Origin of the sequence: Streptomyces sp. NPDC015127 (assembly GCF_043080095.1) — a bacterium.
Classification (GTDB): domain Bacteria; phylum Actinomycetota; class Actinomycetes; order Streptomycetales; family Streptomycetaceae; genus Streptomyces.
This window is the reverse complement of the sequence record NZ_JBIBVE010000001.1, coordinates 456,699-483,477: the sequence shown is the minus strand read 5'-3', so window position 1 is coordinate 483,477 and position 26,779 is coordinate 456,699. Positions and strand designations below refer to the sequence as shown.

General features: G+C 73.8%; 28 protein-coding genes. 16 read left to right on the top strand and 12 right to left on the bottom strand.

Annotated features, from left to right (window positions below):
* Window position 1: 1 nt before the first annotated feature.
* A complete protein-coding gene (locus ACF08N_RS02015; RefSeq protein WP_392322599.1) occupies window positions 2-811 on the bottom strand; it encodes a methyltransferase domain-containing protein in 810 nt (269 codons plus the stop codon).
* 191 nt (window positions 812-1,002) lie between these two features.
* On the opposite strand from ACF08N_RS02015, the gene ACF08N_RS02010 reads away from it, so the two are divergent.
* A complete protein-coding gene (locus ACF08N_RS02010) occupies window positions 1,003-1,446 on the top strand; it encodes a protein-tyrosine phosphatase family protein (protein WP_392322598.1) in 444 nt (147 codons plus the stop codon).
* A 133-nt stretch (window positions 1,447-1,579) separates the two neighbouring features.
* Here the strand turns inward: ACF08N_RS02010 and ACF08N_RS02005 are convergent, their stop codons facing one another.
* Window positions 1,580-3,082, bottom strand: a complete 1,503-nt coding sequence (locus ACF08N_RS02005; protein WP_392322597.1) for a bifunctional phosphatase PAP2/diacylglycerol kinase family protein — start codon at window positions 3,080-3,082, stop codon at window positions 1,580-1,582.
* A gap of 184 nt (window positions 3,083-3,266) precedes the next feature.
* On the opposite strand from ACF08N_RS02005, the gene ACF08N_RS02000 reads away from it, so the two are divergent.
* Window positions 3,267-4,484 carry an aminotransferase class I/II-fold pyridoxal phosphate-dependent enzyme gene (locus ACF08N_RS02000; RefSeq protein ID WP_392322596.1) on the top strand — a complete coding sequence of 406 codons (1,218 nt, stop codon included), beginning with the start codon at window positions 3,267-3,269 and terminating at the stop codon, window positions 4,482-4,484.
* Between the two features lie 20 nt (window positions 4,485-4,504).
* Window positions 4,505-5,545 carry an MBL fold metallo-hydrolase gene (locus ACF08N_RS01995; RefSeq protein WP_392322595.1) on the top strand — a complete coding sequence of 347 codons (1,041 nt, stop codon included), beginning with the start codon at window positions 4,505-4,507 and terminating at the stop codon, window positions 5,543-5,545.
* A 46-nt stretch (window positions 5,546-5,591) separates the two neighbouring features.
* Here ACF08N_RS01995 and ACF08N_RS01990 read toward each other — a convergent pair whose 3' ends face one another.
* Window positions 5,592-6,251: a DedA family protein gene (locus ACF08N_RS01990; RefSeq protein WP_392322594.1), complete on the bottom strand. Its 660-nt coding sequence runs from the start codon at window positions 6,249-6,251 to the stop codon at window positions 5,592-5,594.
* Entirely contained in the window at window positions 6,248-7,030 is a 783-nt protein-coding gene (locus ACF08N_RS01985) for an MBL fold metallo-hydrolase (protein WP_392322593.1), read from the bottom strand. Before ACF08N_RS01985 ends, ACF08N_RS01990 begins: the two co-directional genes overlap by 4 nt.
* A 145-nt stretch (window positions 7,031-7,175) precedes the next feature.
* On the opposite strand from ACF08N_RS01985, the gene ACF08N_RS01980 reads away from it, so the two are divergent.
* The 4 genes from ACF08N_RS01980 to ACF08N_RS01965 all read left to right on the top strand — a co-directional run bounded on the left by ACF08N_RS01980 (window position 7,176) and on the right by ACF08N_RS01965 (window position 12,445).
* Window positions 7,176-9,284, top strand: coding sequence for an alkaline phosphatase family protein (locus ACF08N_RS01980; RefSeq protein WP_392322592.1), 2,109 nt, complete (start codon window positions 7,176-7,178; stop codon window positions 9,282-9,284).
* Between the two features lie 163 nt (window positions 9,285-9,447).
* On the top strand, window positions 9,448-10,650 hold the full coding sequence (locus ACF08N_RS01975; protein WP_392322868.1) for an RNA-guided endonuclease InsQ/TnpB family protein: 1,203 nt from the start codon (window positions 9,448-9,450) through the stop codon (window positions 10,648-10,650).
* A 132-nt stretch (window positions 10,651-10,782) separates the two neighbouring features.
* Window positions 10,783-11,826 (top strand): alcohol dehydrogenase catalytic domain-containing protein, encoded by a 1,044-nt coding sequence (locus ACF08N_RS01970; protein ID WP_392322591.1) that lies wholly within the window; start codon window positions 10,783-10,785, stop codon window positions 11,824-11,826.
* A gap of 190 nt (window positions 11,827-12,016) precedes the next feature.
* Window positions 12,017-12,445 (top strand): hypothetical protein, encoded by a 429-nt coding sequence (locus ACF08N_RS01965; protein WP_392322590.1) that lies wholly within the window; start codon window positions 12,017-12,019, stop codon window positions 12,443-12,445.
* 15 nt (window positions 12,446-12,460) lie between these two features.
* Here the strand turns inward: ACF08N_RS01965 and ACF08N_RS01960 are convergent, their stop codons facing one another.
* From ACF08N_RS01960 to ACF08N_RS01950, 3 genes are all read right to left on the bottom strand, one after another.
* Entirely contained in the window at window positions 12,461-13,270 is an 810-nt protein-coding gene (locus tag ACF08N_RS01960) for a helix-turn-helix domain-containing protein (protein WP_392322589.1), read from the bottom strand.
* A gap of 34 nt (window positions 13,271-13,304) precedes the next feature.
* Window positions 13,305-13,724, bottom strand: a complete 420-nt coding sequence (locus ACF08N_RS01955; RefSeq protein ID WP_392322588.1) for an SsgA family sporulation/cell division regulator — start codon at window positions 13,722-13,724, stop codon at window positions 13,305-13,307.
* 466 nt (window positions 13,725-14,190) lie between these two features.
* A complete protein-coding gene (locus ACF08N_RS01950; RefSeq protein ID WP_392322587.1) occupies window positions 14,191-15,264 on the bottom strand; it encodes a phosphatidylinositol-specific phospholipase C domain-containing protein in 1,074 nt (357 codons plus the stop codon).
* A gap of 451 nt (window positions 15,265-15,715) precedes the next feature.
* On the opposite strand from ACF08N_RS01950, the gene ACF08N_RS01945 reads away from it, so the two are divergent.
* Window positions 15,716-17,257 carry an ATP-dependent DNA ligase gene (locus ACF08N_RS01945; RefSeq protein ID WP_392322586.1) on the top strand — a complete coding sequence of 514 codons (1,542 nt, stop codon included), beginning with the start codon at window positions 15,716-15,718 and terminating at the stop codon, window positions 17,255-17,257.
* Between the two features lie 19 nt (window positions 17,258-17,276).
* On the opposite strand, the gene ACF08N_RS01940 is transcribed toward ACF08N_RS01945, so the two are convergent.
* A complete protein-coding gene (locus ACF08N_RS01940) occupies window positions 17,277-17,783 on the bottom strand; it encodes an FBP domain-containing protein (protein WP_392322585.1) in 507 nt (168 codons plus the stop codon).
* Window positions 17,784-17,885: 102 nt separating this feature from the next.
* Here ACF08N_RS01940 and ACF08N_RS01935 point away from each other — a divergent pair, with 102 nt between their 5' ends.
* Window positions 17,886-18,188 (top strand): 4a-hydroxytetrahydrobiopterin dehydratase, encoded by a 303-nt coding sequence (locus ACF08N_RS01935; protein WP_392322584.1) that lies wholly within the window; start codon window positions 17,886-17,888, stop codon window positions 18,186-18,188.
* Window positions 18,189-18,237: 49 nt separating this feature from the next.
* On the opposite strand, the gene ACF08N_RS01930 is transcribed toward ACF08N_RS01935, so the two are convergent.
* Complete coding sequence (locus tag ACF08N_RS01930; RefSeq protein WP_392322583.1) at window positions 18,238-18,723, bottom strand: hypothetical protein; 486 nt, start codon at window positions 18,721-18,723, stop codon at window positions 18,238-18,240.
* 39 nt (window positions 18,724-18,762) lie between these two features.
* Between ACF08N_RS01930 and ACF08N_RS01925 the strand changes: the two genes are divergently transcribed.
* Window positions 18,763-19,719: a helix-turn-helix transcriptional regulator gene (locus tag ACF08N_RS01925; protein ID WP_392322582.1), complete on the top strand. Its 957-nt coding sequence runs from the start codon at window positions 18,763-18,765 to the stop codon at window positions 19,717-19,719.
* 62 nt (window positions 19,720-19,781) lie between these two features.
* Here the strand turns inward: ACF08N_RS01925 and ACF08N_RS01920 are convergent, their stop codons facing one another.
* Window positions 19,782-20,609, bottom strand: a complete 828-nt coding sequence (locus ACF08N_RS01920) for an NmrA family transcriptional regulator (protein ID WP_392322581.1) — start codon at window positions 20,607-20,609, stop codon at window positions 19,782-19,784.
* A 113-nt stretch (window positions 20,610-20,722) separates the two neighbouring features.
* Here ACF08N_RS01920 and ACF08N_RS01915 point away from each other — a divergent pair, with 113 nt between their 5' ends.
* Window positions 20,723-21,670 carry an AraC family transcriptional regulator gene (locus ACF08N_RS01915; RefSeq protein WP_392322580.1) on the top strand — a complete coding sequence of 316 codons (948 nt, stop codon included), beginning with the start codon at window positions 20,723-20,725 and terminating at the stop codon, window positions 21,668-21,670.
* Between the two features lie 12 nt (window positions 21,671-21,682).
* Here the strand turns inward: ACF08N_RS01915 and ACF08N_RS01910 are convergent, their stop codons facing one another.
* Together ACF08N_RS01910 and ACF08N_RS01905 are read right to left on the bottom strand one after the other, a co-directional pair.
* A complete protein-coding gene (locus ACF08N_RS01910) occupies window positions 21,683-22,141 on the bottom strand; it encodes an RICIN domain-containing protein (protein ID WP_392322579.1) in 459 nt (152 codons plus the stop codon).
* 397 nt (window positions 22,142-22,538) lie between these two features.
* A complete protein-coding gene (locus ACF08N_RS01905; RefSeq protein WP_392322578.1) occupies window positions 22,539-23,372 on the bottom strand; it encodes an aldo/keto reductase in 834 nt (277 codons plus the stop codon).
* Between the two features lie 258 nt (window positions 23,373-23,630).
* Here ACF08N_RS01905 and pqqA point away from each other — a divergent pair, with 258 nt between their 5' ends.
* The 5 genes from pqqA to pqqE are packed head-to-tail and all read left to right on the top strand — an operon-like array spanning window position 23,631 to window position 26,775.
* A complete protein-coding gene (gene pqqA, locus ACF08N_RS01900) occupies window positions 23,631-23,807 on the top strand; it encodes a pyrroloquinoline quinone precursor peptide PqqA (protein ID WP_392322577.1) in 177 nt (58 codons plus the stop codon).
* A gap of 10 nt (window positions 23,808-23,817) precedes the next feature.
* Complete coding sequence (gene pqqB, locus ACF08N_RS01895) at window positions 23,818-24,714, top strand: pyrroloquinoline quinone biosynthesis protein PqqB (protein ID WP_392322576.1); 897 nt, start codon at window positions 23,818-23,820, stop codon at window positions 24,712-24,714.
* Window positions 24,711-25,412: a pyrroloquinoline-quinone synthase PqqC gene (pqqC, locus tag ACF08N_RS01890; protein ID WP_392322575.1), complete on the top strand. Its 702-nt coding sequence runs from the start codon at window positions 24,711-24,713 to the stop codon at window positions 25,410-25,412. The genes pqqB and pqqC overlap by 4 nt, the downstream gene beginning before the upstream one ends.
* Window positions 25,409-25,684, top strand: a complete 276-nt coding sequence (gene pqqD / locus ACF08N_RS01885) for a pyrroloquinoline quinone biosynthesis peptide chaperone PqqD (RefSeq protein WP_392322574.1) — start codon at window positions 25,409-25,411, stop codon at window positions 25,682-25,684. The genes pqqC and pqqD overlap by 4 nt, the downstream gene beginning before the upstream one ends.
* Window positions 25,681-26,775 carry a pyrroloquinoline quinone biosynthesis protein PqqE gene (pqqE, locus tag ACF08N_RS01880; protein ID WP_392322573.1) on the top strand — a complete coding sequence of 365 codons (1,095 nt, stop codon included), beginning with the start codon at window positions 25,681-25,683 and terminating at the stop codon, window positions 26,773-26,775. The genes pqqD and pqqE overlap by 4 nt, the downstream gene beginning before the upstream one ends.
* The last annotated feature ends 4 nt before the right edge of the window (window positions 26,776-26,779 follow it).

The window sequence follows — 26,779 nt, the reverse complement described above, 5'->3', positions numbered from 1 at the left end:
CTCAGACCCGGCACAGGATCTCGCCGTGCGGGACCATGAACCAGGCGTCGTCCTCTTCGCCCCAGGCTCGCCAGCCGTCGGCGATCGCGGCGAGCTGCGCGGCGGTCGCGTGCGCGCCGTCCACCGCGATCCGCGCGTACGCCGAGGCGGTCGTGCGGTCCGCCCACAACCCGCTCCACCACGCGCGCTCCTCGGGCGCCGCGAAGCACCATGCGGCGGCGGTCGCCGTGATGTCGGTGAAGCCGGCGGCGCGGGCCCAGGACACGAGCCTGCGTCCGGCGTCGGGCTCGCCGCCGTTGGCACGGGCCACCCGCCGGTACAGCTCCTGCCACTCGGACAGCACCGGCAGCTCGGGGTACCAGGTGAACGCGCCGTAGTCGCTGTCGCGGGCCGCGACGATCCCGCCGGGACGGCACACCCGGCGCATCTCACGCAGGGCGGCCACCGGGTCGCCCACGTGCTGCAGGACCTGATGGGCGTGGACGACGTCGAAGGAATCGTCGGGGAAGTCCAGGTCGTGGACATCGGCGACCGCGAAGCGGACGTCGTCCAGCCCGCGCCCCTCGGCGTGCGCACGGGCGCGCACCAGCACGTCCTGTTCCGCGTCCACCGCGGTGACCCGGCCGGGCGCGACGAGCGCCGCGAGGTCGGCGGTGATCGTGCCCGGCCCGCAGCCGACGTCCAGCACGTCCATTCCGGGCCGCAGAGCGTCGATCAGGTACGCCGCGGAGTTCTCGGCGGTCCGCCACGTGTGCGAGCGCAGCACGGACTCGTGGTGTCCGTGGGTGTAGACGGCGGTCTCCTTCGGCATGGCGGTCTCCTTCGCTGAGGGAAACACCACCGTATCGCGCTCGTCCTGAATGGCGAGATATGCATCTCGAATGATGGACTGAGGACGGGGTGCGGGCGGGCCGCCTCCTGCCGGTGCGCCGCTGCCGCGGCCCGTCTGCAGGACTCCGCGGTTCCGCCCCGCACGACCACCGCGCGGGCGACAATCGGCGGATGACGCAGACCTGGAACCCGACCGCACCCGGCGTGCTCCGGCTCCCCTCCGGCAGGCTGGTCCGTGGCCGCGGCCTGCGCCGCCCGCTGCCCGACGGGCCGCGGCCGCAGTTCGCCGTGTACCTGCTCGGCAAGCAGCCGCCGCCCGCCGACTGGGAGGCACGCTGGCTGCGCTGGCCGGACTTCCGTCTCCCCGCGGATCGCGACCAGGCGCGCGAACTGCTGCACGAGGCGTGGGAGCGGGCCGCGGCCGAACGTGTCGAAGTCGCGTGCGGAGGCGGCCGCGGCCGGACCGGAACGGCCCTGGCCTGTCTCGCCGTTCTCGACGGCGTCCCGGCCGGCGAGGCGGTGGCGTACGTCCGCGCCCACTACGACCGGCACGCGGTGGAGACACCGTGGCAGCGGCGCTACGTCGAGCGCTTCGCACACACCGCACGGACCTGAACGAGGGGCCCCGGCGACCAGCACCCCCGTGGCCGGCCGCCGAAGCGCGCTGTGCCATGGTGCGGGACGCGCGGGGACCACGTCGAACCGATTTACGGGCAGAACAGGGCACCGGCCCGGCCCTTCGACGGCCCTACAGCAACTCCTGAGGCCGGTAGACCGTCAGCGCGTCCACCAGCTTGTCCACCGTCAACTCGGGCGGAGCCGGGGCCACTTCGCCGTCGTACGCCAGCGGTGTGCCCGGCGCGAGACCGCCGATGCGGACCTGGTGCACCTGCCGCGCCGCGTGCACCGGCGACCGCTTCAGCCTGCCCGCCAGCGCGGCGGCCAGCAGCCGCCAGCCGGGTGCGCGTCCGCCGTGCACCACACGGACGTCGAGCAGCCCGTCCGCCAGATTGCCGCGGTGACCGGGTGTGGGCCCGACGCCCCTGTACACCCCGTTGCCCGCGAACAGCAGCCACATCGGGCGGCGCCTGCCCTGCACCTCGGCCTCCAGCGGATGCTCGCCGCGCAGTACCCGGGCCGCCGCCAGCACTCCGGCCGGCCATGGGCCGATCCGGGGCGACCAGCGCTCCCGGATGCGGACCAGCTCCGGATACACGCCCAGGCTGAACGTGTTGAGAAAATAGCCCGGCTCCGTGCTGCCGCCGGGCCCGGGGGTGAAGCGCCCCAGGTCCACCCCGACGGCGTCCCCCGCCTCCACGGCCCGGCAGGTGTCCCGCACGGACTCTATGCCCAGGTCGTAGGCGAAATGGTTGAGCGTGCCGCCGGGGAAGACCGCGAGCGGGACGCCGTACGTCGCGGCCACGGCAGCCGCCCGGTTGACCGTGCCGTCACCGCCGACGACGCCCAGCGCCCGGGCCCGGCCCGCGGCCTTGGCGAGTTCGGCCGGCAGCTCGTCGGGCGCGCATTCCATGACCTCCGCGAGCGGTAGTCGGGTGCGTACCTCGGACGCGCAGTCCGCCGACCCGGACTCGCGGTTGACGGCGACCACCAGGCCCTCGCCGCCCCGCAGCGCGGGCGCGTGCGCCTTCGGGCGGCCCGGCGCGGGCAGCTGGGACCGCGTCGGCACCATGCCGCGCACCGCGAACGCCGCGCCCGCGCCGAGCGCCGCACCCACGAGCACGTCGCTCGGATAGTGCACGCCCGTGTAGACGCGGGAGAACGCGACGGACGCGGCGACCGGCGCGACGGCGGCGCCCCAGCCCCTGGACTCCAGCGCGACCCCGGTGGTGAAGGCCGCGGCCGACGCGGAGTGCCCCGAAGGGAAGGACGTCGTGAACGGATGCCGCTTCAGCTGCCGTATCACCGGTACCGCGTCCAGCAGGGGCCGGTTCCTGCGGACCGCGCGCTTGCCGACCGTGTTGATCACGGCCGAGGCGACCGCGAGGGAGGCCACACCCCGCACGGCCGCCCGCCGGGAGCGTGCCCCGCGTCCCAGGACGGCGATCCCGGCCGCCGTCGCGAACCAGAGCAGCCCGTGGTCGGCGCTCCTGCTGAGCCGCGGAAGGACCGGCTCCGCGCCCGGCCACGTCCGTTCGGCGACGGCACGGTGCAGCTGCCGGTCCCAGGTGCCGAGGAGTCCGGTGATCCTCTCGCGGAGGTGCGTGGTTGCCTGTGCGTCGACTTCTGGCATGCCAGGCGGTTACCCCATGGGCGTTCACCCCACGCCGCTCGCGACCCGTCCGGCTCCATGCGGCCGAGCCCGGTCCGCCCCGCTGCCACCGCCCGCGCGGCGGCATCGGCCAAACCTTCGTATAAAGGGCTGGGAGGCCGGGCAGGCGTCCGGCAGCGAGCGAGCGAGCCGTGGAGGTGGCGGGATGCAGGGCACGGCGTCCGAGGGACGTGGCCCCGTCCGGTACGGGCCGCACGCGCCCGAGACCGGCCTGCCGGTGCCGCAGGGCTCCGCCGCGGTGCTGGCCGGTGCCGCCGGCGCCGCCCGGAGCGAGCCGCCCGGCGGCGGCCGCGCGCTCCGCGAGGCCGCCTGCGGGTACTGGCAGCGGCGCGGCCTGTCGAGCGGTCCCGACGAGGTCGTCGCCGCCTCCGGTGCGCAGCCCCTGCTGTTCGCCCTGCTGGGCGCGTACGACGGCGACGTGCTGATGCCCCGCCCCTGCCCCGCGTGGTGGACCCCGCAGGCACGGCTGCTGGGCCGCCCCGCCTACCACGTGCCCACCCCGGCCGAATGCGGCGGCGTGCCGGACCCGTTCGCGCTGCTGGAGACCGTGCGGCGGGTCCGCAGTGAGGGCGGCAGGCCCCGGCTCCTCCTGCTGTGCGTCCCCGACGATCCCACCGCCACCGTCGCCCCGCCCGAGACCGTGCGCGAGGCGTGCGAGGCCGCCGTCGGGGAAGGTCTGCACATCATCAGCGACGAGACGTGGCGCGACACGCTCCACGGGCCGCGGGACACCGTCCTGGTGAGCCCGGCGGAGATGTGCCCCGGCGACGTCACCGTCATCAGCGATCTTTCGGGCGCCCTCATGCCCGACTCCTGGCCCGTCGCGATCGCCCGCTTCCCGTCCGGCGCGGAGGGCGCCGCCCGGCGCGCCCGCACGCTCGACTTCCTCACCGCCCTGGGCGCCGCCGTCCCCGCGCCCCTCTCCGCCGCCGCGGCCCATGCGCTGGGCGAGCCGGCCGAGGTGGCCGAACGCGCCGCCGGTGCCGCCGCCCTGCACGCGCAGGTCGCCGCGGCCGTGCACAGCGCCGTGCTCAAGGCCGGTGCCGTCTCCCGCCCTCCGCAGGCGGGCCGCCATCTCTACGCGGACCTCGGCCCCTTGCGCGGCCGGCTGGCCGAGCGCGGCGTCGGCGACTCCATGGAACTGGAGGAGTACCTGAGCGACCGCCTCCACACGTCCGTCCCCGGCGGGCACCGCTTCGGCGACGAGCTCGGCGCGCTGCGGGTACGGCTGTCCACGGGGCCCCTGCTCGGCACGACCGCCGACGAGCAGCTGGCCGCCCTCGCCTCGCCCGCCCCTCTGGAACTGCCCCATGTCGAGCGGGCATTGAGCGACCTCGGATCGGCCTTCGACGAGCTGCGCTGACGCGTTGACGGGAGACCTTGATGACGGAGCAGGCAGAACAGACCGGACCCGCACAGCACCCGGCCGCCATGCGACCGGGCCGTACGGCGCCCCCGCCCCGCACGACCCGCCCCCTCGGCGGGACCCGCATCTGGCCCAGGTCCTTCGCCGACCGGCTGACCGCGCCTCTCCCCGGCGTCCGCGCCCTGGCCCGGCTCGCCAGGGAGGGCGCGGTACGGCCCGGCCCCGACGGCCTGCGGGACATCCCGCTGCTGCCCTTCGCACCCGGCACGCTGCCCGAGGCGGACGCCACCACCGTCGCCGTCACCTGGGCCGGGCACGCCAGCTGGGTGCTGCGCATGGGCGGCCTCACCGTGCTCACCGATCCGGTCTGGTCCCGCCGCATCCTCGGCACCCCGGCGCGCATCACTCCGGTGGGCGTGCGCTGGGAAGATCTGCCGCCCGTGGACGCGGTCGTCATCAGCCACAACCACTTCGACCACCTCGACGCACCCACGCTGCGGCGGCTGCCCCGCCGCACCGCGCTGTTCGTGCCCGCGGGCCTCGGCCGCTGGTTCCGCCGGCGCCGCTTCAGCCGCGTCACCGAACTCGACTGGTGGGAGGGTGCCGAACTGGGCGGCGTGCGCTTCGACTTCGTACCGGCCCACCACTGGTCCAAGCGCACCCTCTTCGACACCTGCCGCTCGCTGTGGGGCGGCTGGGTGCTCACCGACGGCCGGGGCCGTTCGGTGTACTTCGCGGGCGACACCGGTTACGGACACTGGTTCGGGGAGATCGGCCGCCGCCATCCCGGCATCGACCTTGCGCTGCTGCCCATCGGGGCGTACGCCCCGCGCTGGTGGCTCAGCGATGTGCACACGGACCCGGAGGAGGCGGTGCGCGCCTTCGAGGACCTCGGCGCGCGGATCATGGCGCCCATGCACTGGGCCACGTTCGTGCTCTCCGCGGAGCCCGTGGGGGAGCCGCTGGAGCGGCTGCTTGTGGCGTGGCACCGCACGGGCCGGCCGCGCCACGAGCTGTGGGACCTGCCGGTGGGCGGCTCGCGGGTGCTGACCGCGTGAAGCGGAGGCCCGGGCTTCCGTCCCCCGCCGGGCTCCCGCGTACGCCTCACGCCTCTCCCTGCGTGTCCGGCCGCCGCAGCCTGCGCCACACCCCCGGCGCCCCGCTGACCAGCACGGTCAGCGCCACCGCGGCGACCACGCCCTGCCACGGCTCGGGGAACAGCGACCCGCCCAGGATGCCGATCAGCCCGTACGTCGCCGCCCACGCCAGGCACGCCGGAGCGTTGCCGCGCATGAAGCGGCGCAGCTCCATCCGGGCCAGCAGGCAGGCCAGCATGACCGGGATCCGCCCGGCCGGCACCAGACGCGACAGCACCAGCACCGCCACCCCGTGCTCGGCCAGCTTCTCCTGGGCCTGCTCCAGCCGGTCGGGCGCCGCGCGCTCCCGCAGCGCGGCGAGCCAGCGCGAACCGTTCCTCGAACGGACACCGCGCCGGCCGAGCCAGTAAAGCGTCACGTCCCCCGCGAAGGCGGCCAGCGACGAGACCAGGAACACGAACAGCAGGGCCAGCGGCGCCGTCTGATGGACGGCCACCACCGCGGCGGAGCTGACCACCGCGCCGGTCGGCACCACCGGCACCAGTGCCCCGAGCGCCACCAGCAGGAACAGCGAGGGATAGCCGACCGCCTGCTGCGTCGACTCCGGCGGCAGCAGCGGTGCGGCCTCCGCGAGCCGGGCGGCCACCGCCGGGATGCCGGCGTTCACCGCCCGGCCTCCGGTCTGACCCGCTCGCCGTGCCCGAGCCGGTGCACGGCCACCTTCGGCGCCAGCCGGGCGGCCTTGCGGACGAACTCGTCGCCCGGCGCGTAGAACTCGTGCGGCCGGATGCCGTCCATCCCGATCGGCCAGTACGTGCCGTAGTGCACGGGCACGGCGGCACGGGGCGCGAGCGAGGCGAGCGCCTGCGCCGCGCGCCCCGCGTCCAGATGACCGTGGCCCAGGTACGGCCCCCAGCCGCCGACGGGGAGCAGCGCCACGTCGACCGGGCCGACCTCGTCCGCCATGGAGTCGAACAGACCGGTGTCTCCGGCGAAGTACGTGTCGGCCTCGCCGCTGACCACATAGCCGAGCGCGGGGGAGCGGTGCGGCCCCAGCGGCAGCCTGCGTCCGTCGTGCAGTGCCGGCACGGCCCGTATGCGCACATCGGCGACCCGCACCTCGTCGCCGGGTGCGACCTCGGTGACGCACAGGCCGGCCGACGCGGCGACCCGCCGCAGCCCCGGCACCGAGCGCGCCGCGCCGTGCGGCACGACCAGCCGCGTCCCGGGCACGAGCCGTGCGAGCGAGGGCAGGTGGAGGTGGTCGGAGTGCAGATGGGAGACGAGCACGGCCTCGACCGCGGTGGCCTCGGGGGGCGGCAGGGCGCCGCGGCGCCTGCGCAGATGGGCCAGCCGCCGCACGAGCAGAGGGTCGGTCAGCACCCGGACCCCCGAGTCCTCGATCGTGCAGGTGGCATGACCCCACCAGGTGATCTCCACCGGCACGCGACGCCTCCTCGTAGCAGGTCCCCCGTACCGTACGAGCGTAGTTGTCCCCCGGCCCGCCCGTGCCGGGTCCGGGGCGGACGCCGCTCCGAAGGGGCCGCGCTGTGCCACGCTGGAGTCCTGCTCGAGGGGTGAGGTGGCGCGCGTGGTCGCAGGGCGGTGGCGCACTGCCGGAGGAGCCGTCTTCCGGGTCGTCGTGGTGTGGGGTGTGTCGACCGCGACCATGCTGGCGCTCGCCGGACTGCTGCCCGACTTCCGGCTCCAGTCCGCCGACGGGGACAGCGTCACGCGCACGGCGGTCACCGCCGGTTGGGGGGCAGGCGCCTTCGGTCTGCTCGGGGCCCTCGTGTGGCCCGTGATCGTCCGGGCCCTGCTGCTCGTGCCCGCGCTCGTCCTCGGCCTGCTGGTCTTCTTCCTCAACGGCTCGCTGCTGCTCATCGCCCTGTGGCTGATCCCGGACGGCCGCGGCGCCGCGAAACCGGAGACCGCCGTCGTCGTGGCCGCCGTGATGTCCGCGGTCGCCTCCGCGACGTCCACCGCGCTCGCCGTCCGCGACGACGACGCCTACCGGCGCAGGCTCTCGCGGCTGGCCCACCGCCGCAGCCGCCGCCGCGGTGACCCCGGGGCTTCCCGCGCGCCCGGGACGGTGTTCGTACAGCTCGACGGCGTCGGCCACGACGTGCTGCGGCGGGCGGCCGACAGCGGCGTGATGCCCACCGTCGCGAGCTGGCTCGGCGACACGCACCGCCTCACCCCCTGGCGGACCGACTGGTCGAGCCAGACGAGCGCCAGCCAGCTCGGCATCCTGCACGGCTCCAACCACGACGTGCCCGCCTTCCGCTGGTACGAGAAGGACCGGCGCCGGATCGTGGTCAGCAACCGGCCGGCGAGCGCGGCGGAGCTGCAGCGCCGCGCCATCGCGCGGACCGCCGACGGCGGGCTGCTCACGGTGGACGGCGCGAGCCGCGGCAACCTGTTCAGCGGCGGCGCCGACCAGCTGGCCCTGGTCCTGTCGGTCGCGGCCCGCCGCGGCCGCGCCAACCGCTCGCGCGCCGGCTACTTCGCCTACTTCTCCGATCCGGCGAACGCCGTCCGTACCGCCGTGTCGTTCGTCGCCGAGGTCGTCCGCGAGATCGGCGAGTCGACGCGTGCCCGGCTGCGCGGCGACGAGCCGAGGGTCGGCCGCGGCGGGCTCTACCCGTTCATCCGCGCGTTCGCCACCGTCGTCGAACGCGACGTGGTGGTCGCCGCGGTGATGGGCGACATGCTGGCCGGACGCACCGCCGTCTACGCCGACCTGGTCGCCTACGACGAGGTGGCCCACCACTCAGGCCCGCACAGCCGCGACGCGCAGGCGGTGCTGGAGCGGCTCGACCGGTCGCTCGCCCTGATCGCCAAGGTCGCCGAGCACGCGCCCCGCACCTACCGGATCGTGCTGCTGTCCGACCACGGCCAGAGCCCGGGGAGCACCTTCGAGGACGCGTACGGGCTGACCCTGCGCGATCTGGTGCGCGCGGGCTGCGGGCTGCCGGTGCCGCGCCGCGCCGAGCGCTCCAAGAGCGGGGCGGAGGCCCGCGACGCGGCGCGTGACGCGCTGCGCACCGCCCTGCACCGGGAGGTCGAGGAGGACGGGGAGCTGGAGCAGCCCGTGGCGGGCTCCGATCCGATCGTGCTGGCGTCGGGCAATCTCGCGCTGATCTCCTTCCCCGACGTGCCCCACCGGGTGAGCCGGGAGGAGATCCGGCGCCGCTACCCCGCTCTGCTGCCGACCCTGGCCGACCACCCGGGCATCGGGTTCCTGCTGGTGCACAGCGAGGAGCAGGGGTCGGTGGTGCTCGCCGGTGGCGGCACCGCCGTGCCGCTCGCCGATCTCAAGGAGGGGGACGCCGGGCCGCTCGCCGTCTTCGGCCCCGGCGCGGTGGACGCCGTGCGGCGCACCGACGGGTTCCCGCACGTCGCGGACATCATGGTCAACTCGATGTACGACCCGAGGACGGGCGTGGTGCACGCCTTCGAGGAGCAGATCGGCTCCCACGGAGGGCTCGGCGGGGAGCAGTCGACGGCGTTCGTGCTGTCACCGCTGGAGCTGTCGCCGCCGGTCCCGCCCGGCGTCGAACTGGTCGGTGCCGAGCGGGTGCACCGGGTCCTCCGGCGCTGGCTGCGGGAGTGCGAGGGACCGCAGGTCCCGATCGGGACGCGCGCCGCCCGGCCGGCGGAGGTGCCGGTCACTCGCGACAAAGCGGTGGAAGGCTAGATCGGTATTCGATGACGTGTTCGTGTGGTGAATTGTGGCTCCGTGTCGCTATTGCTGGTCCTGCGCAGGTTACCGTCGCTGAGTGAACGATGAACTGGTCTGGGAGAGAAAGAAGTTCGGGCACTCAGCCCGGCTCGCGCTGAACCCGGCCCAGGCCCGTCTCGTGGATGAACAGGCGCACGCCGCTCGTGCGATGTGGAACCTGCTGCATGACTGGTGGACGATGCTGCCGAAAGAGAAGCGGTCTCTCGTGGCAGCAGATGCCGCGATCCGTCAGGCCCGCAAGGAGATCGACTGGCTTGGTCTGCTCCCGGCGCAGGCCGCGCAGGCCATCCTCAAGACGTACTTCCAGGCGTGGAAGAACTGTTGGGACGGTCGTGCTGAGGCGCCGAACTTCAAAGCCAGGTTCCGCACCGTGATGTCGGTGGACATCCCGCAGGGCCGGGACCTGAACGTCACCCGCGTGCACCGCCGCTGGGGCATGGTCAACATCCCAAAGATCGGTCGTGTTCGGTTCCGCTGGACCAAGGACCTCCCCGTCGGCAGGCGCGCGAACAGCGACAACCGCATCACCGGTGCACGCATGGTCAAGGATGCCTTGGGCTGGCACATCGCCTTCCGCGTCCAGGTGCTGGAGCCGAAGCCGAAGCCGCACACCGGCCCGGAGGTCGGCATCGACGTGGGCCTCACCGTTCCCCTGGCTCTCTCGGACGGGGGCACCGAGACCCACCGCCCGTGGCTGACCGGGAAGGAGCAGGTCAAGCTGGTCCGGTTGGAGCGGCGTGCCGCGCACCGCAAGAGCTTCCGCGAGCGAGGGGAAAAGACCTCCCGACGTCTGCATCGCACCTACGACCGGATCCAGGCACTTCGCGCGAGAGCCAAGCGCAGGTGTCTGGACTGGCAGCATCAGACCACCACCGCCATCGCCAAGAAGTACGGCACAGTTGTGGTCGAAGCACTCACCGTCACGAACATGGTCAAGTCCGCCAAAGGCACCGTGATGGCCCCGGGTAAGACCGTGGCCCAGAAGAGCGGCCTCAACCGCGCCATCAGCGCTGAGGCATGGGGCCGTACCATCGAGCTGCTGACGTACAAGACAGCCCGCAACGGCGGTACCCTCCAGAAGGTTCCAGCCCCTGGCACCTCCCAGCGGTGCTCAGCCTGCGGCTTCACTACGCCTGGCAGCCGGGAGAACCAGGCTCTGTTCGTGTGCAAGAACCCAGACTGCGGGTGGTCAGGCAACGCCGATCACAACGCTTCCCGGAACGTCTTGCACTTGTACCGGATGGGCCTCGCGCTCATCCCGGCTGCCGGGAGGGCAGTCGTGAGGCGTGCTCGTCGCGTCAAGCCCGTCGCCGCAAGGTAGAAGGGAATCTCTCGGCACAAGTCGAGAGAACGCTTCAACAAGGAGTGCTCTTCCTCTTCGCCGGTGTGCTGGTGTACGCCTGGATGTCGGCCCGAAGGATCAAGGCCGCCCGGCAGCAAGGAGAGGAAGCGGATGCGAGCCGTCGTGTTCCAGGAGTTCGGCAAGCGGCCTGAGATACGGGAGGTGCCCGACCCGGTCCCGTCGCGCGACGGCGTCGTCGTCAGGGTCGAGGCGACCGGACTGTGCCGCAGCGACTGGCACGGCTGGATGGGCCACGACAGCGGGATCGTCCTGCCGCACGTCCCCGGACACGAACTGTCCGGCGTGGTCGCCGCCGTCGGCGCCGGAGTCACCGGCTGGTCGGCGGGCGACCGCGTCACCGTCCCGTTCATCTGCGCGTGCGGCCGCTGCGCCGCCTGTGCCCGGGGCGCCCAGCAGGTCTGCGAACGCCAGGAACAGCCCGGCTTCACCCACTGGGGCTCCTTCGCCGAGTACGTCCCCGTCCACCACGCCGACACCAACCTGGTGGCCCTGCCCGACGGCATGCCGTACGCCACGGCGGCGAGCCTCGGCTGCCGGTTCGCGACCGCCTTCCGGGCGGTCGTCGGCCAGGGCCGCGTGCGGCCGGGGGAGTGGGTGGCCGTGCACGGCTGCGGCGGGGTCGGCCTGTCCGCCGTGATGATCGCCGCGGCGGCCGGGGCCCGCGTCGTCGCCGTCGACGTGTCGCCCGGCGCGCTGGAGATGGCCCACACCTTCGGCGCCGAGGTGGCCCTCGACGCCTCCGCGCTGCCCGGTGGCGTCCCCGAAGCCGTCCACGAGGCGACGGGCGGCGGCGCCCACCTCTCGCTCGACGCCCTCGGCTCGGCCGTGACCTGCCAGAACTCGGTCCTCGGCCTGCGCAGCCAGGGCCGCCACGTCCAGGTGGGACTTCTCCCCTCCGGAGCCCATGTCCCCATGGACCGCGTCGTCGCCCTGGAACTGGAGATCCTCGGCAGCCACGGCATGGCCGCCCACGACTACCCCGCCATGATGGCGATGGTCGCCTCCGGGGCGCTGCGCCCCGAACTGCTCGTGACGGCGCAGATCGCCCTCGACGCCGTGCCCGACGCGCTCATGGCGCTGGACACCGCACCGGCCACGGGCGTCACGGTGATCACCCCGCACGCCGCGCCCTGACGCGCACGACCCGCGACGCACGCGCATTACCTGCCACGTAATCGACGGTCCATCGGCCGCACGGCAGTCTGAGGTCACCGGAGCCCGGGCGGCGCACTCCGTCCGGACTCCGGGTCCCGCCCGTACGACCCAGGTGCCCTCCCGGCAATCACACATTGCCGGTCGCGGCACAGATGGAGGCTGATCCGTCATGTCCCAGGCCCTGCTCGCCGGCATCTCCCGTACCACCGAGCCCCGGACGATGCTGCGCCGCTTCCTCGCCGTCGACGCCGTCGTCACCGGCGCCAACGGGCTCGCGTACGCCGCCGCGTCCGGGCCGCTCGGCCGGCTCCTCGGGGTCGACGACCTGCTCCTGCTCGAACTGGGCGTCTTCCTGACGCTCTTCGGCGCCGCGGTCGGCCTGCTCGCCGCCCGGCGCAGACCGCCCGCGTTGCCGGTCAAGATCGTCGTCGACGCCAATGTGCTGTGGGCCGTCCTCAGCATCGCCGCACTCGGGCTCTGGCTGGAGCCGACCACGGCCGGCGCGGTGTGGACCGTGATGCAGGCCCTGACCGTCGCCGGCTTCGCGGTGATGCAGTGGTCGGCCCTGAACGCGACGGCTAGGTCCTGTCCGGCCTGATCGACAAGACACTCCCTAGGGCATGAGCGACCGCAGGTGGGCGACCGTCGCCGGGTCGGCCGGGAGGAACGTCTCGATGGCCAGCTCCGCGACGGTCACGTCCAACGGGGTGTTGAAGGTCGAGATGGACGAGACGAACGACAGCACCCGCCCCTCGTGCTCGATCCGCAGTGGCAGCGCGAAATACGGAAAGGGCGCCGGGTCCTCCCGGTCGTCCGGGTCGCCGCCCCCGTCCGGCAGGTGATAGGCGGCGACCTCGTCGTACAGCGCGCGCAGCGACGCCGAGCGGGCGAGCGCGATCTGCCGCTCCATTTGGGCCAGCAGGTGACCGCGCCACTCGCGCAGGTTGCGGATCCGCGGGGCGAGCCCCTCGGGGTGCAGCGTGATCCGCATGGCGTTCAGCGGCGGTGTGAGCAGGTGCTCCGGCAGACCGTCGAGCAGCATCGCGATGCCGCGGTTCGCCGCCACCACGGTGTACGAGCCGTCGACGACGAGCGCCGGGTACGGCTCGTACCCCTGCAGCAGCTGTTCGATGCCGTCCCGGAGCACGCCCAGGGAGGGGTCGTCGACGGGCGTCTCCGCGTACCGCGGGGCGTATCCGGCGGCGAGCAGCAGCGCGTTGCGCTCGCGCACGGGCACGTCGAGGTGCTCGGCGAGCCGGAGGACCATCTCCTCGCTGGGCCGCGAGCGGCCCGTTTCGACGAAGCTGATGTGGCGGGCCGAGGAGTCGGCGCGCAGCGCCAGTTCCAGCTGGCTGATCCGGCGCCGCTCGCGCCAGCCCCGCAGCAGCGGGCCTACGCCCGTACCGGAAACGACAGGTGTCATCCCCCGACCGTATTACGGTGCTTCCCGGCGCGTGTCAGCCCCTCGCCTCCCCGAGCAGGGCGGCGAGCGCCCGCTCGATGTCCATGGCCGCGCTCTCGGCGGCCGCGGGCACGGCCGCGTACGCGTGGACGAGGAAGCGGCGCAGGGTCGCGGTGTCGAACTGGAGCAGTGCCACGCCCTCCGGCGAGCGCAGCTCGACCATGGTCTGGACGCGGCCGCAGGGCCATATGTGGACGTCGCCCTCGCCCGCGGGGGCACGAAGCCCGGAGTCGAGCAGGCTGCGGGCGAAGGTCCAGGTGACGCCCGTGTCGTTGAGGCAGGCCTCCGGCGGGAAGACCATGCGGACGGCGAGCGGGTCGGTGGTGCGGTAACGCAGAATCACCGGCACGGCCAGGGAGTGGGGCGCGTCGCTGATGAGACGGGCCACGACGGATTGCTCGACGGAGGGTGACATCGCTCGCTCCTCTTACTGCTGTGCGGTCTGCTCCTTCTGCATGGGACGACGTCACGGCAGGGCTCACCCGTACGCGAGCTACACCAGTGGCGCGTGTGACCTGCATCACCCACCTTCGAACTCTGGCGGCCGGATGGCCAGACCTTTGCGCCATCGCATTTCCCCGTAAAAGGGACGCCTGCCCGGTCGGGTCCGTGTATTCCGCGCTTCGGGTCCGATCGTCCGGTTTCCGGGCGGTGGAGGGGTGGCCGAAAACCGCCAGCGAGGTGCGCGGGGAAGGGGCGCGCGAGCGAAAGGGGGCCCCGGCCGGACGGGGGTTTCCGGCCGGGGCGGTCAGAGGGGCGGGGGCCTGGGACGGTGTCCCGTGCCGCACCCGCATATAGATGAACGATAAACCACCGGTCGGCGTTCCCGGCCGCCCTCCGACCCCGTGTGATGTGCGTTACTCCCCGTAAAGTTCTGCCCTCTACTCGGCGGCTCCCCGGGGCGTCACCAGCGCCAGCACCGACGGCAGCGGATACCAGTCGGCCGACACCACGCTGGCGTGCCGCCCCGCCAGCAGCGCGACCCGGTCCCGCGCCTGCGCCTCGGCCGGACGCGTGCCGTCGATCGCCGGCGCGACCTGGTGGGCGTCGGTCATGACCACCAGGTAGCGGTTGCGGTCGTACCAGGACGTGTCGATCGAGCCGCCCGCGTACGTGCTCGCGTCGCCGTCGAACACGACGAACCACGGCCGGAGCGACGCGTCGGCGTACCGGGTGCGCGGGTCGCCCGCGGCCGCCTTGTGCACCGCCGGGAACGCGCCCGCCGTACCGAGGCGCCCCGCGGCCTTGAGGTCCCTCAGGTGCTGGGCGTACTCGCGGTCGGTCCACAGCGAGTCGGCCGGATTGCCCTCCTCGACCGTGCCCGGAATGAGCTCGACGACGAACCGGCCGGCCATCGCGGAGCGGACCGGCCAGCCGTTCGCGCGCACGGCCGAGTCCAGGTCCTGCTGCCCGCCGGCCAGATCCGCCGGACGGAACAGCGCGTCGCCGAGCTTCGCCGTCAGCAGCGCGTCCAGTTCGTCCGGACCGCGGCCGAGGTTGTTCTGGAAGCCGTCCTTGAGCTCGATCTTCACGAGCACCGGACGGTGCCCGGGGTGGGCGTCGTGCCAGGCCCTCATGTCGGCCAGGCAGCCGCCGAGGTCCTGATTCCTGGGCTTCGTGCGCAGCTCACCGGCGTGCGCGGCGCCCACGCAATTGTTGTTGTTCCCCAGCGGGTTGTTGTGCGAGACCCGCCACGATCGGCCGAAGGCGTTGGTCCAGACGTCGATCTCCAGCATCCCGGCGCCGGAGTCGAGCGCGTCCGCGAAGTACGGGTACTTCGCCTGCTCGTAGGCGTTGTGCACGCCGACCCAGGTGGTGGCGGAGTAGGGCAGCTGCCCCGGGTCCGCCGCCTCGGCCGCCTGGGCCGCGTGGGCCGCTTCGGCGGGAGCGAGTGCGGCGGCGATCAGGCCGGCGGCGACGGTGGCCGTCGCGGCGGCGCGCAGGAACTTCCCCATGGGCTCTGTCCTTGTGTCGAGTGGTCAAGTCGACGGAACAGTAGGGGAGTTGAGTGACGGGTGGGGAGACGGTACCCGGCCGTTGCACACCCGGCCGCGACGGCAACCTCTACGAGGCTCGGCCTCGGGTCGCGTCGCCCTGGCGGGGCGCGTGGACCGCGGGCGCCACCGGACTCCTTGGCCTCCGGGGCTTCGCCCCCGGGCCCGTATCGCCCTTCGGGCCCGGGGCTGCCGCCGGGAAACTCAGCCGGGCTGGGGGCACCTCCCACGGCCTCCGGGCCGTAGGGGGAGATCGAGGCGCGGGGTTCGGGGCGGAGGCCCCGACGAGCACGCGGCGCCCCCGGGGGGGAGCCCCGACGAGGACGCCTGCGCCCCCGGGCACAAGGCACCCGGGGCCGCAGGCGCGGCGTGCACGGGTGCGCGGGGCGGGGGCGCGAGGCACCATGGGCGCATGCTCCTCGCCCGGCTCGCCGACGTGTCCCGAGAGGTCGCCGCCACCTCCGCCCGCTCCCGGAAGATCGCCGCGCTCGCGGAGCTGTTCACCGAGGCCCGGCCCGAGGACGTCGCGCTCGTCATCGCGTACCTCGCCGGACGCGTCCCACAGGGACGCATCGGTATCGGCTGGAGTGTGCTGAAGGAGCGCGTTCCGCCCGCCGCCGAACCCGGCCTCACCGTCACCGAGACGGACGCCGCCCTCACCACGCTCGCCGAGGTCGCGGGCCCCGGCGCACAGGCCGAGCGCCGGCGCCGCGTGCGTACCCTCATGGCCGCCGCCACCGCCGAGGAGCAGCACTTCCTGATCCGGCTCCTCACCGGCGAGGTACGTCAGGGAGCGCTCGACGCCGTGGCGCTGGAGGCGGTCGCCCAGGCCGCCGGCGCCCCCGCCGGCGACGTACGCCGTGCCGTGATGCTCGACGGTTCGCTGCCCCGGGTCGCCCGCGCGCTGCTCGCCGACGGGCCCGAGGCCCTCGCCCGCTTCCGGCTGCGGGTCGGCAGCCCGGTGCAGCCGATGCTCGCCCACACCGCGAAGTCCGTGACCGAGGCCGTCGCGGCGCTCGGCACCGGCTGCGCGGTCGAGGAGAAGCTCGACGGCATCCGGGTGCAGGTGCACCGCACGGGGGACGACGTCCGCGTGTACACCAGGTCCCTCGACGACATCACGGCCCGCCTGCCCGAAGTGGTGCGCGGCGCACGGGAGATGGCGGGGGACGGGTTCATCCTCGACGGCGAGGTGATCGCCCTGGGCCCGGACGGACGGCCCCTCCCGTTCCAGGTCACCGCCTCGCGCGTCGGCTCCCGCCTCGACGTCGAGGCCGCGCACGCCGCACTGCCGCTGTCGCCCGTCTACTTCGACGTCCTGGCCGCCGAGGGCGAGCCCGTCCTCGACCTGCCCGGCCGCGAACGGCACGCGTACCTGGCCCGGCTCGTGCCCGCGCCGATGCGGGTCCGCCGCCATGTCGTCGACGATCCCTCCTCCGAGGAGCAGGTCGCCGCGGCGGAGGTGTTCTTCACCGAGACACTGCGCCTCGGCCACGAGGGCGTCCTCGTCAAGGCCCTCGACACGCCCTACGTCGCCGGCCGCCGCGGCCGCTCCTGGCTCAAGGTCAAGCCGGTGCACACGCTCGACCTCGTCGTCCTGGCCGCCGAATGGGGACACGGACGCCGGACGGGCTACCTGTCCAACCTCCACCTCGGCGCCCGCGCCGACGACGGCGGCCTCGTCATGCTCGGCAAGACGTTCAAGGGTCTCACCGACGAGATGCTGCGCTGGCAGACCGCGAAGCTCCGGGAACTCGCCGTCGACGACGACGGGTTCACCGTCCGCGTCCGCCCCGAGCTCGTCGTCGAGATCGCCTACGACGGGCTGCAGCGCTCGCCGCGCTATCCGGCCGGCGTCGCGCTGCGGTTCGCCCGCGTGCTGCGCCACCGGCCGGACAAGCCGGCGGATCAGGCCGACACGATCGACCAGGTCCTCGCGTCCGCGCGGGCGTGACGCCGTCCCGACGGCGGTGTCAGCGCAGCCCCAGCACCTTGTCCGCGAACGCCGACAGATTGCCGGTCGTGCGCGCGATCTGCTCCTCGAGCGTCAGGCTCTCCTCGTAGCGCCCGTGCCGCAGCTTCGGCTGCTTCTTGCCCCGTACGTACAGCGAACAGGCCAGGTCCGCGCACAGGTACGTACCCACCGTGTTGCCCTCGCGGCCCGCCGCACCGGCCAGCGGCGCGGCGAACAGGGTCACCCCCGAGGACGCGTGCCCGGTGAGACACGCGTGGCACATGCTCGACTTCAGCGCGCTCGTGCGGCCGGTGGAGGGGATCCGCAGGGTGATGCCGACCAGCCGGTCCTCGCGCGGCAGCACCAGGTGCGCCTTCAGCGGCGCACCCGGGTCCACCCAGCCGAGAAAGTCGAGGTCGTCCCAGGGCAGTTCGGAGAAGTCCGCGGGCAGGCGCATCCGGGACGCCTCGCCCTTCGTGCAGTTGACGAAGGACGTGCGGATCTGTTTGTCGGTCAAAGGTTCCACTCGGTGGAACGTACACAGCGCGTCCCGGTGCAGGCATCCGAATTATCGGGCATCGGATCTATGGTGTCCCCGTCCGTCGCCCCCTTCCGGAAGGATCACGGTATGCCCACCGAGCCGCTGTCGCAGAAGGAGATCGAGGACCGCCTGCGGGAGCTTCCCGGCTGGTCGCTCGAAGGCGACCGCATCGCCCGCTCCTACCGCCTGGCCTCGCACTTCGCCGCGACCGCCATGGTCGTGCACATCGCCCAGATCCAGGAGGAGCTGAACCACCACTCCGACCTCACGCTCGGCTACAACACCCTCGCGCTGACCGTGCACTCCCACGACGTGAACGCCCTCACCGAACGGGACTTCGCGCTCGCCGACCGCGTCGAGAAGATCGCCCCCGGGCACGGCGCGAACTGACGCCCCGGCCCGCCCGGGACGTGCTCGACTTCGACGCCGTTCGGTGTGCTCATGCGACATCCCCCGTCATGCCGTCCGGCATCGAGTCGGACAGATAGGCGTCCAGGTCCGGACGGTCCGGTGCGAGCATGTGCCGGACCCACGCGTCGCGTTCGTGCCGGATGGGCGGCAGCTCCCACACGCAGCCGATCCACGACCTCCCCGGGTCCGTCCGCACGAAGTGGGCCGGGTCCCGGTCGGGGCAGCCGAGCACCGGCTGGCCCGCGGCCGCGCCGGCGAAGTGCAGCACGTTGTCCCACACCCAGCTGTACGCGTTGAGGTACGCGCCGTCGTCCCCTCCCCTGTGGAGGACGACGAACGTGACCGGCGGCGTACCGTCCGGCTCGGGAAGCAGGTCGGGAAGGATCGCGTACGCCGCCTTCTCGACCTCCGGTGCGATGCCGGCCGGGTCGGCGGTGACGTGGTAGCGCTTGATGCGGCGGCCGCCCGCCTCGACGGGCGGCAGCGACCACAGGAATTTCTCTGCGAATGCCATACGTGGACGCTAGAGCCCCTTCACTGACATCCTGTGTCAGTGAAGGCCGGCCGTCTCGTCTCGATCCTGCTGCTCCTGCAGACCCGTGGGCGGATGACCGCCGCGCAGCTCGCGCGGGAGCTCGACGTGTCCGTGCGCACCGTCTACCGGGACATGGAGTCGCTGCACGCGGCGGGCGTGCCGCTGTACGGGGATGCCGGCCACGCCGGCGGCTACCAGCTGCTCGCGGGCTACCGCACGCGCCTCACCGGCCTGTCGGCCGGGGAGGCCGAGGCGCTGTTCCTGTCCGGCATCCCGGGCCCTGCAGCCGAACTGGGGCTCGGCCCCGCGCTCGCGGCCGCCCAGCTCAAGCTGCGAGCCGCGCTGCCCGAGGCCCTGCGCGACCAGGCGGACCGGATGCGGGCCCGTTTCCACCTGGACGCGCCCGGCTGGTACGCCGCCGACGACGAGGTCCCGTATCTGACGGCGGTCGCGGACGCGGTGTGGCACAGCCGGGTGCTCGCCGTGCGCTACCGGCGCTGGAAGGAACCGACCGATGTGGACCGGCGGTTGGAGCCGTACGGCCTGGTGCTGAAGGCGGGCCGCTGGTACGTCGTGGCCGGGCCGGGGCCCCGCACCTACCGCGTGGACCAGATCCTCGAACTCACGGTGCAGGACGCGGAGTTCACGCCGCCCGAGGGCTTCGACCTGGCGGCGTACTGGGAGCGCTACCAGGCGGACTTCCTCGCAAACCTGCACCGGGGGGAGGCCGTGGTCCGCCTCTCACCGGCCGCCGCGGCCGGCCTGACCGGCGCGGCGGCCCGGGCGCTGGCCGAGACGGGAGTGAGGGAGCCGGACGGCTGGACGCGGGCCGTGCTCCCGATCGAGTCGGAGGACCGTGCGCTCGCCCAGTTCCTCGCGCTGGGCACGGAGGTGGAGGTGCTGGAGCCCCGGACGCTCCGCACCCGCCTCGCGACGACGGCCCGCGCGATGGCGGCACGCCACGCCTCGCCCTGAGCCGGCGCCGCCTGCCCTCGCGTGCGCCTGCGCCCGTATCGCCCCCGCCCGGCGGGCGCGTCTCACGCGTCCCATGTGCCGGATGCCGCCGTCTCCTTCGCCCACTCCGTGAAGTCCCTCGGTGCGCGGCCCAGGATGCGTTCCACGTCGTCCGTCACCGACGCGTTGTGGCCGTCCAGCAGGCCCGCGAAAAGGTCCGCCAGCCAGCGGGCCTCCGGCGCCGGGAGGCCGTAGCCCTCGAGCATCCGCGCGTACTCCCCGGCCTCCACCGGCACGTACCGCACCTCACGGCCCGTCGCGCGGCCGATCTCACGGGCCGCCTCCGCGAAGGTGACCGGCCGGGGGCCCGTCAGTTCGTGGACCGCGCCGCCGTGGCCCGGTTCGGTCAGTGCCGCCACCACCACCTCCGCCAGGTCGTCCGCGTCGACGAACGGCTCCGCCGTCGCCCCCGCCGGGAAGGCGAACTCCCCGGCCAGCACACCCTCGTGGAGGAGGCCCTCGCTGAAGTTCTGCGCGAAGAAGGCGGCCCGCACCACCGTCAGGTCCACCGCCGACTCGCGCAGCGCGCCCTCGGCGACCACCGCCTCCGGCTCCCCGCGGCCGGACAGCAGCACCAGTCTCCCCACCCCGGTCCCGGCGGCGAGCCGGCCGAAGGTCCGCAGGGCCGGCGGGGCCGCGGGCGAGGCGAGGTCGGGGAAGTAGTTCACGTATGCCGCGTCCGCACCCCGCAGCGCCGGCTCCCACGTCGACTCGTCCTCCCAGTCGAAGCGGACGTCGCCGCCGCGTGACCCGGCGCGCACGTCCGCACCGGCGGCCGCGAGGCGGCGCGCCACCCGCCGGCCCGTCTTGCCCGTCGCCGCCGTCACCAGCACCGTGCCGATGGTCGTCATGTCCGTTCCCCTCGCTGTCGTTTCCCCGTGATGCCTCAAGGCTCGCGGCCCGCGGCTGGACTCTCCATGCGTCAAAGGCTCAACCGCATACGCGTCCGTCTACGCTGGGCGTCATGGACGCTCTCGCCGGACTGTTGGACGGGCCACGGGCCAAGGGCGCCTTCCTGCTCCGCATGGTGATGGCGCCGCCCTGGTCCGTACGCGTCGACGACCGGGCGCCGCTGTGCCTGATGTGCGTCACCGAGGGCGAGGCGTGGATCACCCCCGCCGCCGGCGCTCCCGTACGGCTGCGGCCCGGTGACGTGGCGGTCGCGCGCGGTCCGGAGCCCTACACCGTCTCGCACGAGCCCGGTGCCGAGCCGCAGGCCAGGATCGGTCCGGGCGGAACATGCCACACCCTGCGGGGGGAGCCGCTGGCCCGGTCCATGCACCTGGGCGTCCGTACGTGGGGGAACGCCCCCGACGGCGACACGGCCATGCTCATCGGCACGTACCGGATGCGGGGCGAGGTCAGCGGCCGCCTGCTGGACGCCCTGCCGCCGCTGCTGCGGCTGCCGGCCGAGGCATGGAACTGCCCCCTGACGGACGTCCTCGCCGACGAGATCGCACGGGACGACCCCGGCCAGAGCGTCGTCCTGGACCGCGTGCTCGATCTGCTGCTGATCGCGGTGCTGCGCGCGTGGTTCTCCGGGCCGGACGCCGAAACGCCTGGCTGGTACCGGGCGATGGGCGACCGGGTCGTCGGCCGGGCGCTGCGGCTGATGCAGGACGATCCGGCCCGCCCGTGGACCGTGGCCTCGCTCGCGGCCGGGTGCGGGGTGTCCCGGGCGGGCCTCGCCCGGCGGTTCACGGACCTCGTGGGGGAGCCGCCCATGGCGTACCTCACCGGCTGGCGGCTCGCCCTGGCGGCGGACCTCCTGCGCGACGGCGACGCCACCGTGGAGGCGATCGCCCGGAAGGTGGGCTACAGCGGGTCGTTCGCCCTGAGCGCGGCGTTCAAACGCGTACGCGGCATCAGCCCGCAGGAGCACCGCACCGGGGTCCGGACGGCCGTGCCCTGACCCCGGGCGCGCTCATGGGCCGACGGGCTCCAGTTGCCACCACTGGTGGGGCCCGTTGGTGTCCTCCCACTGCCGGATGTCCGCGCCGTCCGCCGTGCTGCCATCGGCGACCTCCAGCAGCAGCCCGCTGACGAAGCTCACGAGCGTGACCGTGCCGGGGGCGTCGAGATGCCGCTCGACGATCCACTCCTGGGCCCCGAAGTTGTTGGCCTTCCACTGCTGGATGCGTGCGCCGTTCTCCGTGGAGGCGCCCGCGACGTCGAGACGTCTGCCGCTCGCCTCGTTCACGAAGTGGTACAGCCCGCTGCCGTTGGGCACGGGGTCGATCCGCCACCGCTGGCCGGGTGCACCCGACTCCTTCGCCTGCTGCACGCGCGCGCCGCTGCCCCTGGCGCCGCCCGCCACCTCCAGCACCAGCCCGCTGCCGACGTTGCGCACCAGGTAGAGCCCCGATTCGAGTGGCCCGCTCACTGTCCCTGCCTCTCCCCGACGATCGCCACCATCCTCGCACCGCGCGCACCGGGCGCAGCGGCACAGGGGGCAGCCGGTGCGACGCGATCCGTCCGCCCGGGCTGCCGGGATGCCGGCACGGTCGGGATGCGTCGTGGCCCAGCGCACCGCTCCCGCGCATCCGCGCCCCGAAGAACCCGCTCCCGTGCTTGTCACATCACTGAGCCGGCAGCGAGCAGCCGGCAGTCGGTCCTGCGGACTCCGCCTGCGGCCTGGACTACCGCTGTGCGCAACCGACGTGGAAGACGCCGTGCAGTGCGTCGACCCGCCCCGAGCAGCCGGCGCCCGCGTACGACCGACGGCGCAGCCGCGTGCGCGCGGCTGCGCCGTCTCGTCCGGGTCGGACCGGCCCTGCGGGTCAGGCGACGTCGAACTCCGCCGGGTCCGGGCCGAGCCGCCTGCCCTCGTCGAGCGCCGCGAACGCGGCCAGGTCGTCGGCGTCCAGCTCGAAGCCGAACACGTCGATGTTCTCCTGGATCCGGGACGGCGTCACGGACTTGGGAATCACCACGTTGCCGAGCTGGAGGTGCCAGCGCAGTACCACCTGGGCGGGGGTGCGGCCGTGCTTCCGGGCGATCGCGACGACCGTCGGCACCTCCAGCAGGCCCTTGCCCTGGCCGAGCGGGGACCACGCCTCGGTCGCGATGCCGTGCCTGGCATGGGCCTCGCGCGACGCCGACTGCTGCAGCTGCGGGTGCAGTTCGATCTGGTTGACGGCCGGGACGACCGACGTCTCGCCGATCAGCCGCTCCAGGTGCTCCGGCAGGAAGTTGGAGACGCCGATGGCCTTGGCGCGGCCGTCCGCGTGGATCTTCTCGAAGGCCCGGTACGTGTCCACGTAGGCGTCCTTGGCGGGCAGCGGCCAGTGGATGAGGTACAGGTCCACGTAGTCGAGGCCCAGCCTGTCCAGGGAGGCGTCGAACGCGCGCAGCGTCGCGTCGTACCCCTGGTCGCCGTTCCACAGCTTTGTCGTGACGAAGAGCTCTTCGCGGGCGATGCCGCACGCCGCGACGGCCTTGCCGGTGCCCGTCTCGTTCTTGTAGACCGCGGCCGTGTCGATGCTCCGGTAGCCGGCCTCCAGGGCCGTGGTGACGGCCTGCGCCGCCTCGTCGTCGGGCACCTGCCAGACACCGAAGCCGAGCTGCGGCATGGCGACACCGTTGTTGAGCGTGATGGAGGGGACCTTGCTCACGAGCGGTCGATCCTTACGTCGTCGGTTGGTACTCCCGGAGTCAACGATCACATGGGCGGACGCATTCCCGTCGGCGGAACCGGCTTCCCGCGGAGGCGGTGTCGGTCCGCACCATTGACCGAGTCTCGTCAAGGCGGGACCCTGTGGCAGATGCCTGAACGCCGGACGCCGATATGAACGGGGTCCGGTGCGGGCGGCCACGCCCCCGCGCGTCGCACGGCACTCCTGACCCCCCACTCTCAGGAAGGCAGGTACGTCATGCCCCCCACCCCGGTCCTCTCCCGCACCCCCCTCACGCCCCCCGCCCACGAGGTGCCGCCGCGGGACTCGGCACCTCCCGCCCGGCCGCAGCCGGCCGACTCCTGGCGGACCCCGGACTTCACGGTCGTCGAGACCGCGCTGGAGGTCACCGCCTACGCCCTCGCCGACCGCTAGCGGCCGCCGCATGCTGCTGCAGGTGCTCGGCACCGCGGCCGGCGGCGGACTGCCCCAGTGGAACTGCGCGTGTCCCGGCTGTGCCGGGGCCCGCGCCCACCCGCGCCGCCGCCGTCTGCATGCCTCACTCGCCGTGCGCGCCGACGAGCGCCGCTGGTACCTCGTGGGCGCCACCCCCGACATCGGCGAACAGATCGAGCGCTGCCCCCACTTGCGCCCGGGGCCGGGCCGGCGCGATTCGCCCGTCGCCGGCGTCGTCCTCACCGACGCCGAACTCGACCACACCCTCGGCATCGCCCGGCTCCGCGAGGCCGACGGCTTCGACATCCTCGCCACCGCGCCGGTCCGCGACGCGCTCGTCGGCCGCCTGCGCCTCGGCGAGATCCTCGCCCCCTACACCCGGGTCGCATGGCGCGAACTGGGCCCCGACGCCGTGCCGCTCGCCGACGGCGTCGGCGTCGAGGTGTCGGCCGTGCCCCTCGCGGCCAAACGGCCCCGGTACGCGGCCGGGACCGGACCCGACCTGCGCACCTGGGCCGTCGCCCTGCGGCTCCACGAGCCGGCCACCGGCCGCACCCTGCTGTACGCGCCCTCGCTGGCCCGCTGGACCGAGGACTTCCAGCGCGCCGCCGAGGCCGCCGACGTCGTCATCGCCGACGGCACGTTCTGGGACGACGACGAACCGGCACGGGCCGGTCTGCCGACCGCAACCGCAACCGGCATGGGCCACCTGCCGATCAGCGGCCCGGACGGCACCGCCCGCAGGCTGGCGGGGCTGCGCGCCCGCTGCCTCTACACCCACCTCAACAACACCAACCCCCTCGCCGACCCGGACGCGGACCAGCATGCGCTGCTGGCCCGTTCGGGCATCGAGGTCGCCACCGACGGGATGGTGATCGACCTGTGAGCGGCACCGCGCCCTGGGGCCGGGACGCGTTCACGGAGCGGCTGCGCGCCGTGCCCGCCGAGCGCTACCACGACCGGCACCCCTTCCACGTACGGATGCACGAGGGTGGTCTCACCCGCGAGGAGGTGCGCCGCTGGATCGTCAACCGCTTCCACTACCAGCGCCACATCCCCGTCAAGGACGCCCTGATCCTGGCCAAGTTCGACGACCCGGTGCTGCGCCGCTCCTGGCTCCGGCGGATCCGGGACCACGACGGGGACAAGGACGGTGACGGCGGCATCGAGCGCTGGCTGCGGCTCGGCGAGGCCGCCGGGATCGCCCGCGAACGCCTGCTCTCGGGCTCGGAGGTCCTGCCCGGCGTACGACTCGCGGTCGACGGCTACGTCAACTTCTGCCGGCTGCGCCCGTCGCTCGAAGCCGTCGCCGCCTCCCTCACCGAACTCGCCGCCCCCGGCATCATGCGCACCCGCGTCGCGGCGTTCGAACGGCACTACGGCTGGATCGGGGACGACGGGCTCGCCTACTTCCGGGACCGCATCGGTCAGGGCCGCCGGGACGCCGAAGAGGCAATGGCACTGGTGCTGGCCTGGGCGCGCACCCGCGAGGAGCAGGAACGCGCGGTGGCCGCCCTCGCCTTCAAGTGCGACGTGCTCTGGTCGCTGCTCGATGCCGTCGAGACCGCCGGAGCACGGCCGTGAACGGCGGCGAGGGCGACCGGACCTGGCGGCCGTCGCTGCACCGGTCGGTGACGCTCCGCCACGACCGCGTCCGCGGCACCGATCTCCTCGTCCTGCCCGAGCGGGTCGTCGTCCTGCACGGCGCCGCCGGACCGGTCCTCCGGCTCTGTGACGGCGAACGCGACGTCGACGCCGTCGTCGCCGAGCTCCGGGCCCGCCACCCGGGCGCGCCGGTCGCCCGCGAGGTGCCCCCCTTTCTCGCGCGCCTGCGGGAGAAAGGCTGGCTCGTATGACCGACCGGACCTGCGAGCCGCCGTGGGCCCTCCTCGCCGAACTCACACACGCCTGCCCGCTGCGCTGCGTGTACTGCTCCAACCCGCTGGAGCTGACCCGCCGTTCGGCCGAGCTGACCGCCGAGGAATGGGCCGCCGTCTTCCGGCAGGCCGCCGGGCTCGGCGTCGTGCAGACCCATCTGTCCGGCGGCGAGCCGCTCCTTCGCCGCGACCTCGACGCGATCGTCGCCGCCGCGGACGGCGCCGGTGTCCACACACAGCTCGTCACCAGCGGCTCCGGCCTGCATGCCAAGCGGCTCGCCGGGCTCGTCGCGGCCGGGCTGCGCAGCGTCCAGCTCTCGGTTCAGCACACGGACCCCGTCGCCGCCGAACGCATCGCCGGAGCAAGGGCGTTCGGCGCGAAGGAGCGCGCCGCCCGGCTCGTCAAGGAGGCCGAGCTGCCGCTGGGCGTGAACGTCGTCCTGCACCGGGCCAACCTGGAGGCGCTCGACGACCTCGTCGAACTCGCCCTCGCCTGGGGCGCCGAACGCATCGAGCTCGCCCACACGCAGTTCTACGGCTGGGCGTTGCGCAACCGGGACGCCCTGCTCCCCGGCCGCGACATGATCGCCGACGCCCGCCTGCGGGTCGAGCGGTGGCGCGACCGCCTGGCCGGCCGCATGGAGCTGGTGTGGGTCGTGCCGGACCATGTCGACGGGATCGCCAAGCCCTGCATGGGCGGCTGGGGCGCCGTCTCCCTCACCGTCGCCCCCGACGGCACGGTCCTGCCGTGCCCGGCCGCCGCCACCCTGCCCGACCTCGACGCGCCCGGCGTGCGGGAGCACACCCTGGAGTGGATCTGGTACGAGTCGCCGGCCTTCGACCGCTACCGCGGCGAGGCGTGGATGCGGGAACCGTGCCGCACCTGCGAGCTGCGCACCCGGGACTTCGGCGGCTGCCGCTGCCAGGCGTACGCCCTCACCGGGGACGCCACGCGCACGGACCCGGCCTGCTCCCGCTCCCCGGACCACCCGCTCGTCCGCGACCTGGTCGACCGCCCGCGGGCGCCGGGCCCGGGCCCGTACGTCCACCGTGCCCGCGCCCGGCCCTGAGACG

Excerpts from the sequence above, each read along its gene's own strand:
- ACF08N_RS02015 (WP_392322599.1), bottom strand. The coding sequence starts at position 811 with ATGCCGAAGGAGACCGCCGTCTACACCCACGGACACCACGAGTCCGTG.
- ACF08N_RS02010 (WP_392322598.1), top strand. The coding sequence starts at position 1,003 with ATGACGCAGACCTGGAACCCGACCGCACCCGGCGTGCTCCGGCTCCCC.
- ACF08N_RS02005 (WP_392322597.1), bottom strand. The coding sequence starts at position 3,082 with ATGCCAGAAGTCGACGCACAGGCAACCACGCACCTCCGCGAGAGGATC.
- ACF08N_RS02000 (WP_392322596.1), top strand. The coding sequence starts at position 3,267 with ATGCAGGGCACGGCGTCCGAGGGACGTGGCCCCGTCCGGTACGGGCCG.
- ACF08N_RS01995 (WP_392322595.1), top strand. The coding sequence starts at position 4,505 with ATGACGGAGCAGGCAGAACAGACCGGACCCGCACAGCACCCGGCCGCC.
- ACF08N_RS01970 (WP_392322591.1), top strand. The coding sequence starts at position 10,783 with ATGCGAGCCGTCGTGTTCCAGGAGTTCGGCAAGCGGCCTGAGATACGG.
- ACF08N_RS01965 (WP_392322590.1), top strand. The coding sequence starts at position 12,017 with ATGTCCCAGGCCCTGCTCGCCGGCATCTCCCGTACCACCGAGCCCCGG.
- ACF08N_RS01960 (WP_392322589.1), bottom strand. The coding sequence starts at position 13,270 with ATGACACCTGTCGTTTCCGGTACGGGCGTAGGCCCGCTGCTGCGGGGC.
- ACF08N_RS01955 (WP_392322588.1), bottom strand. The coding sequence starts at position 13,724 with ATGTCACCCTCCGTCGAGCAATCCGTCGTGGCCCGTCTCATCAGCGAC.
- ACF08N_RS01950 (WP_392322587.1), bottom strand. The coding sequence starts at position 15,264 with ATGGGGAAGTTCCTGCGCGCCGCCGCGACGGCCACCGTCGCCGCCGGC.
- ACF08N_RS01945 (WP_392322586.1), top strand. The coding sequence starts at position 15,716 with ATGCTCCTCGCCCGGCTCGCCGACGTGTCCCGAGAGGTCGCCGCCACC.
- ACF08N_RS01935 (WP_392322584.1), top strand. The coding sequence starts at position 17,886 with ATGCCCACCGAGCCGCTGTCGCAGAAGGAGATCGAGGACCGCCTGCGG.
- ACF08N_RS01930 (WP_392322583.1), bottom strand. The coding sequence starts at position 18,723 with ATGGCATTCGCAGAGAAATTCCTGTGGTCGCTGCCGCCCGTCGAGGCG.
- ACF08N_RS01920 (WP_392322581.1), bottom strand. The coding sequence starts at position 20,609 with ATGACGACCATCGGCACGGTGCTGGTGACGGCGGCGACGGGCAAGACG.
- ACF08N_RS01915 (WP_392322580.1), top strand. The coding sequence starts at position 20,723 with ATGGACGCTCTCGCCGGACTGTTGGACGGGCCACGGGCCAAGGGCGCC.
- pqqA (WP_392322577.1), top strand. The coding sequence starts at position 23,631 with ATGCCCCCCACCCCGGTCCTCTCCCGCACCCCCCTCACGCCCCCCGCC.
- pqqB (WP_392322576.1), top strand. The coding sequence starts at position 23,818 with ATGCTGCTGCAGGTGCTCGGCACCGCGGCCGGCGGCGGACTGCCCCAG.
- pqqE (WP_392322573.1), top strand. The coding sequence starts at position 25,681 with ATGACCGACCGGACCTGCGAGCCGCCGTGGGCCCTCCTCGCCGAACTC.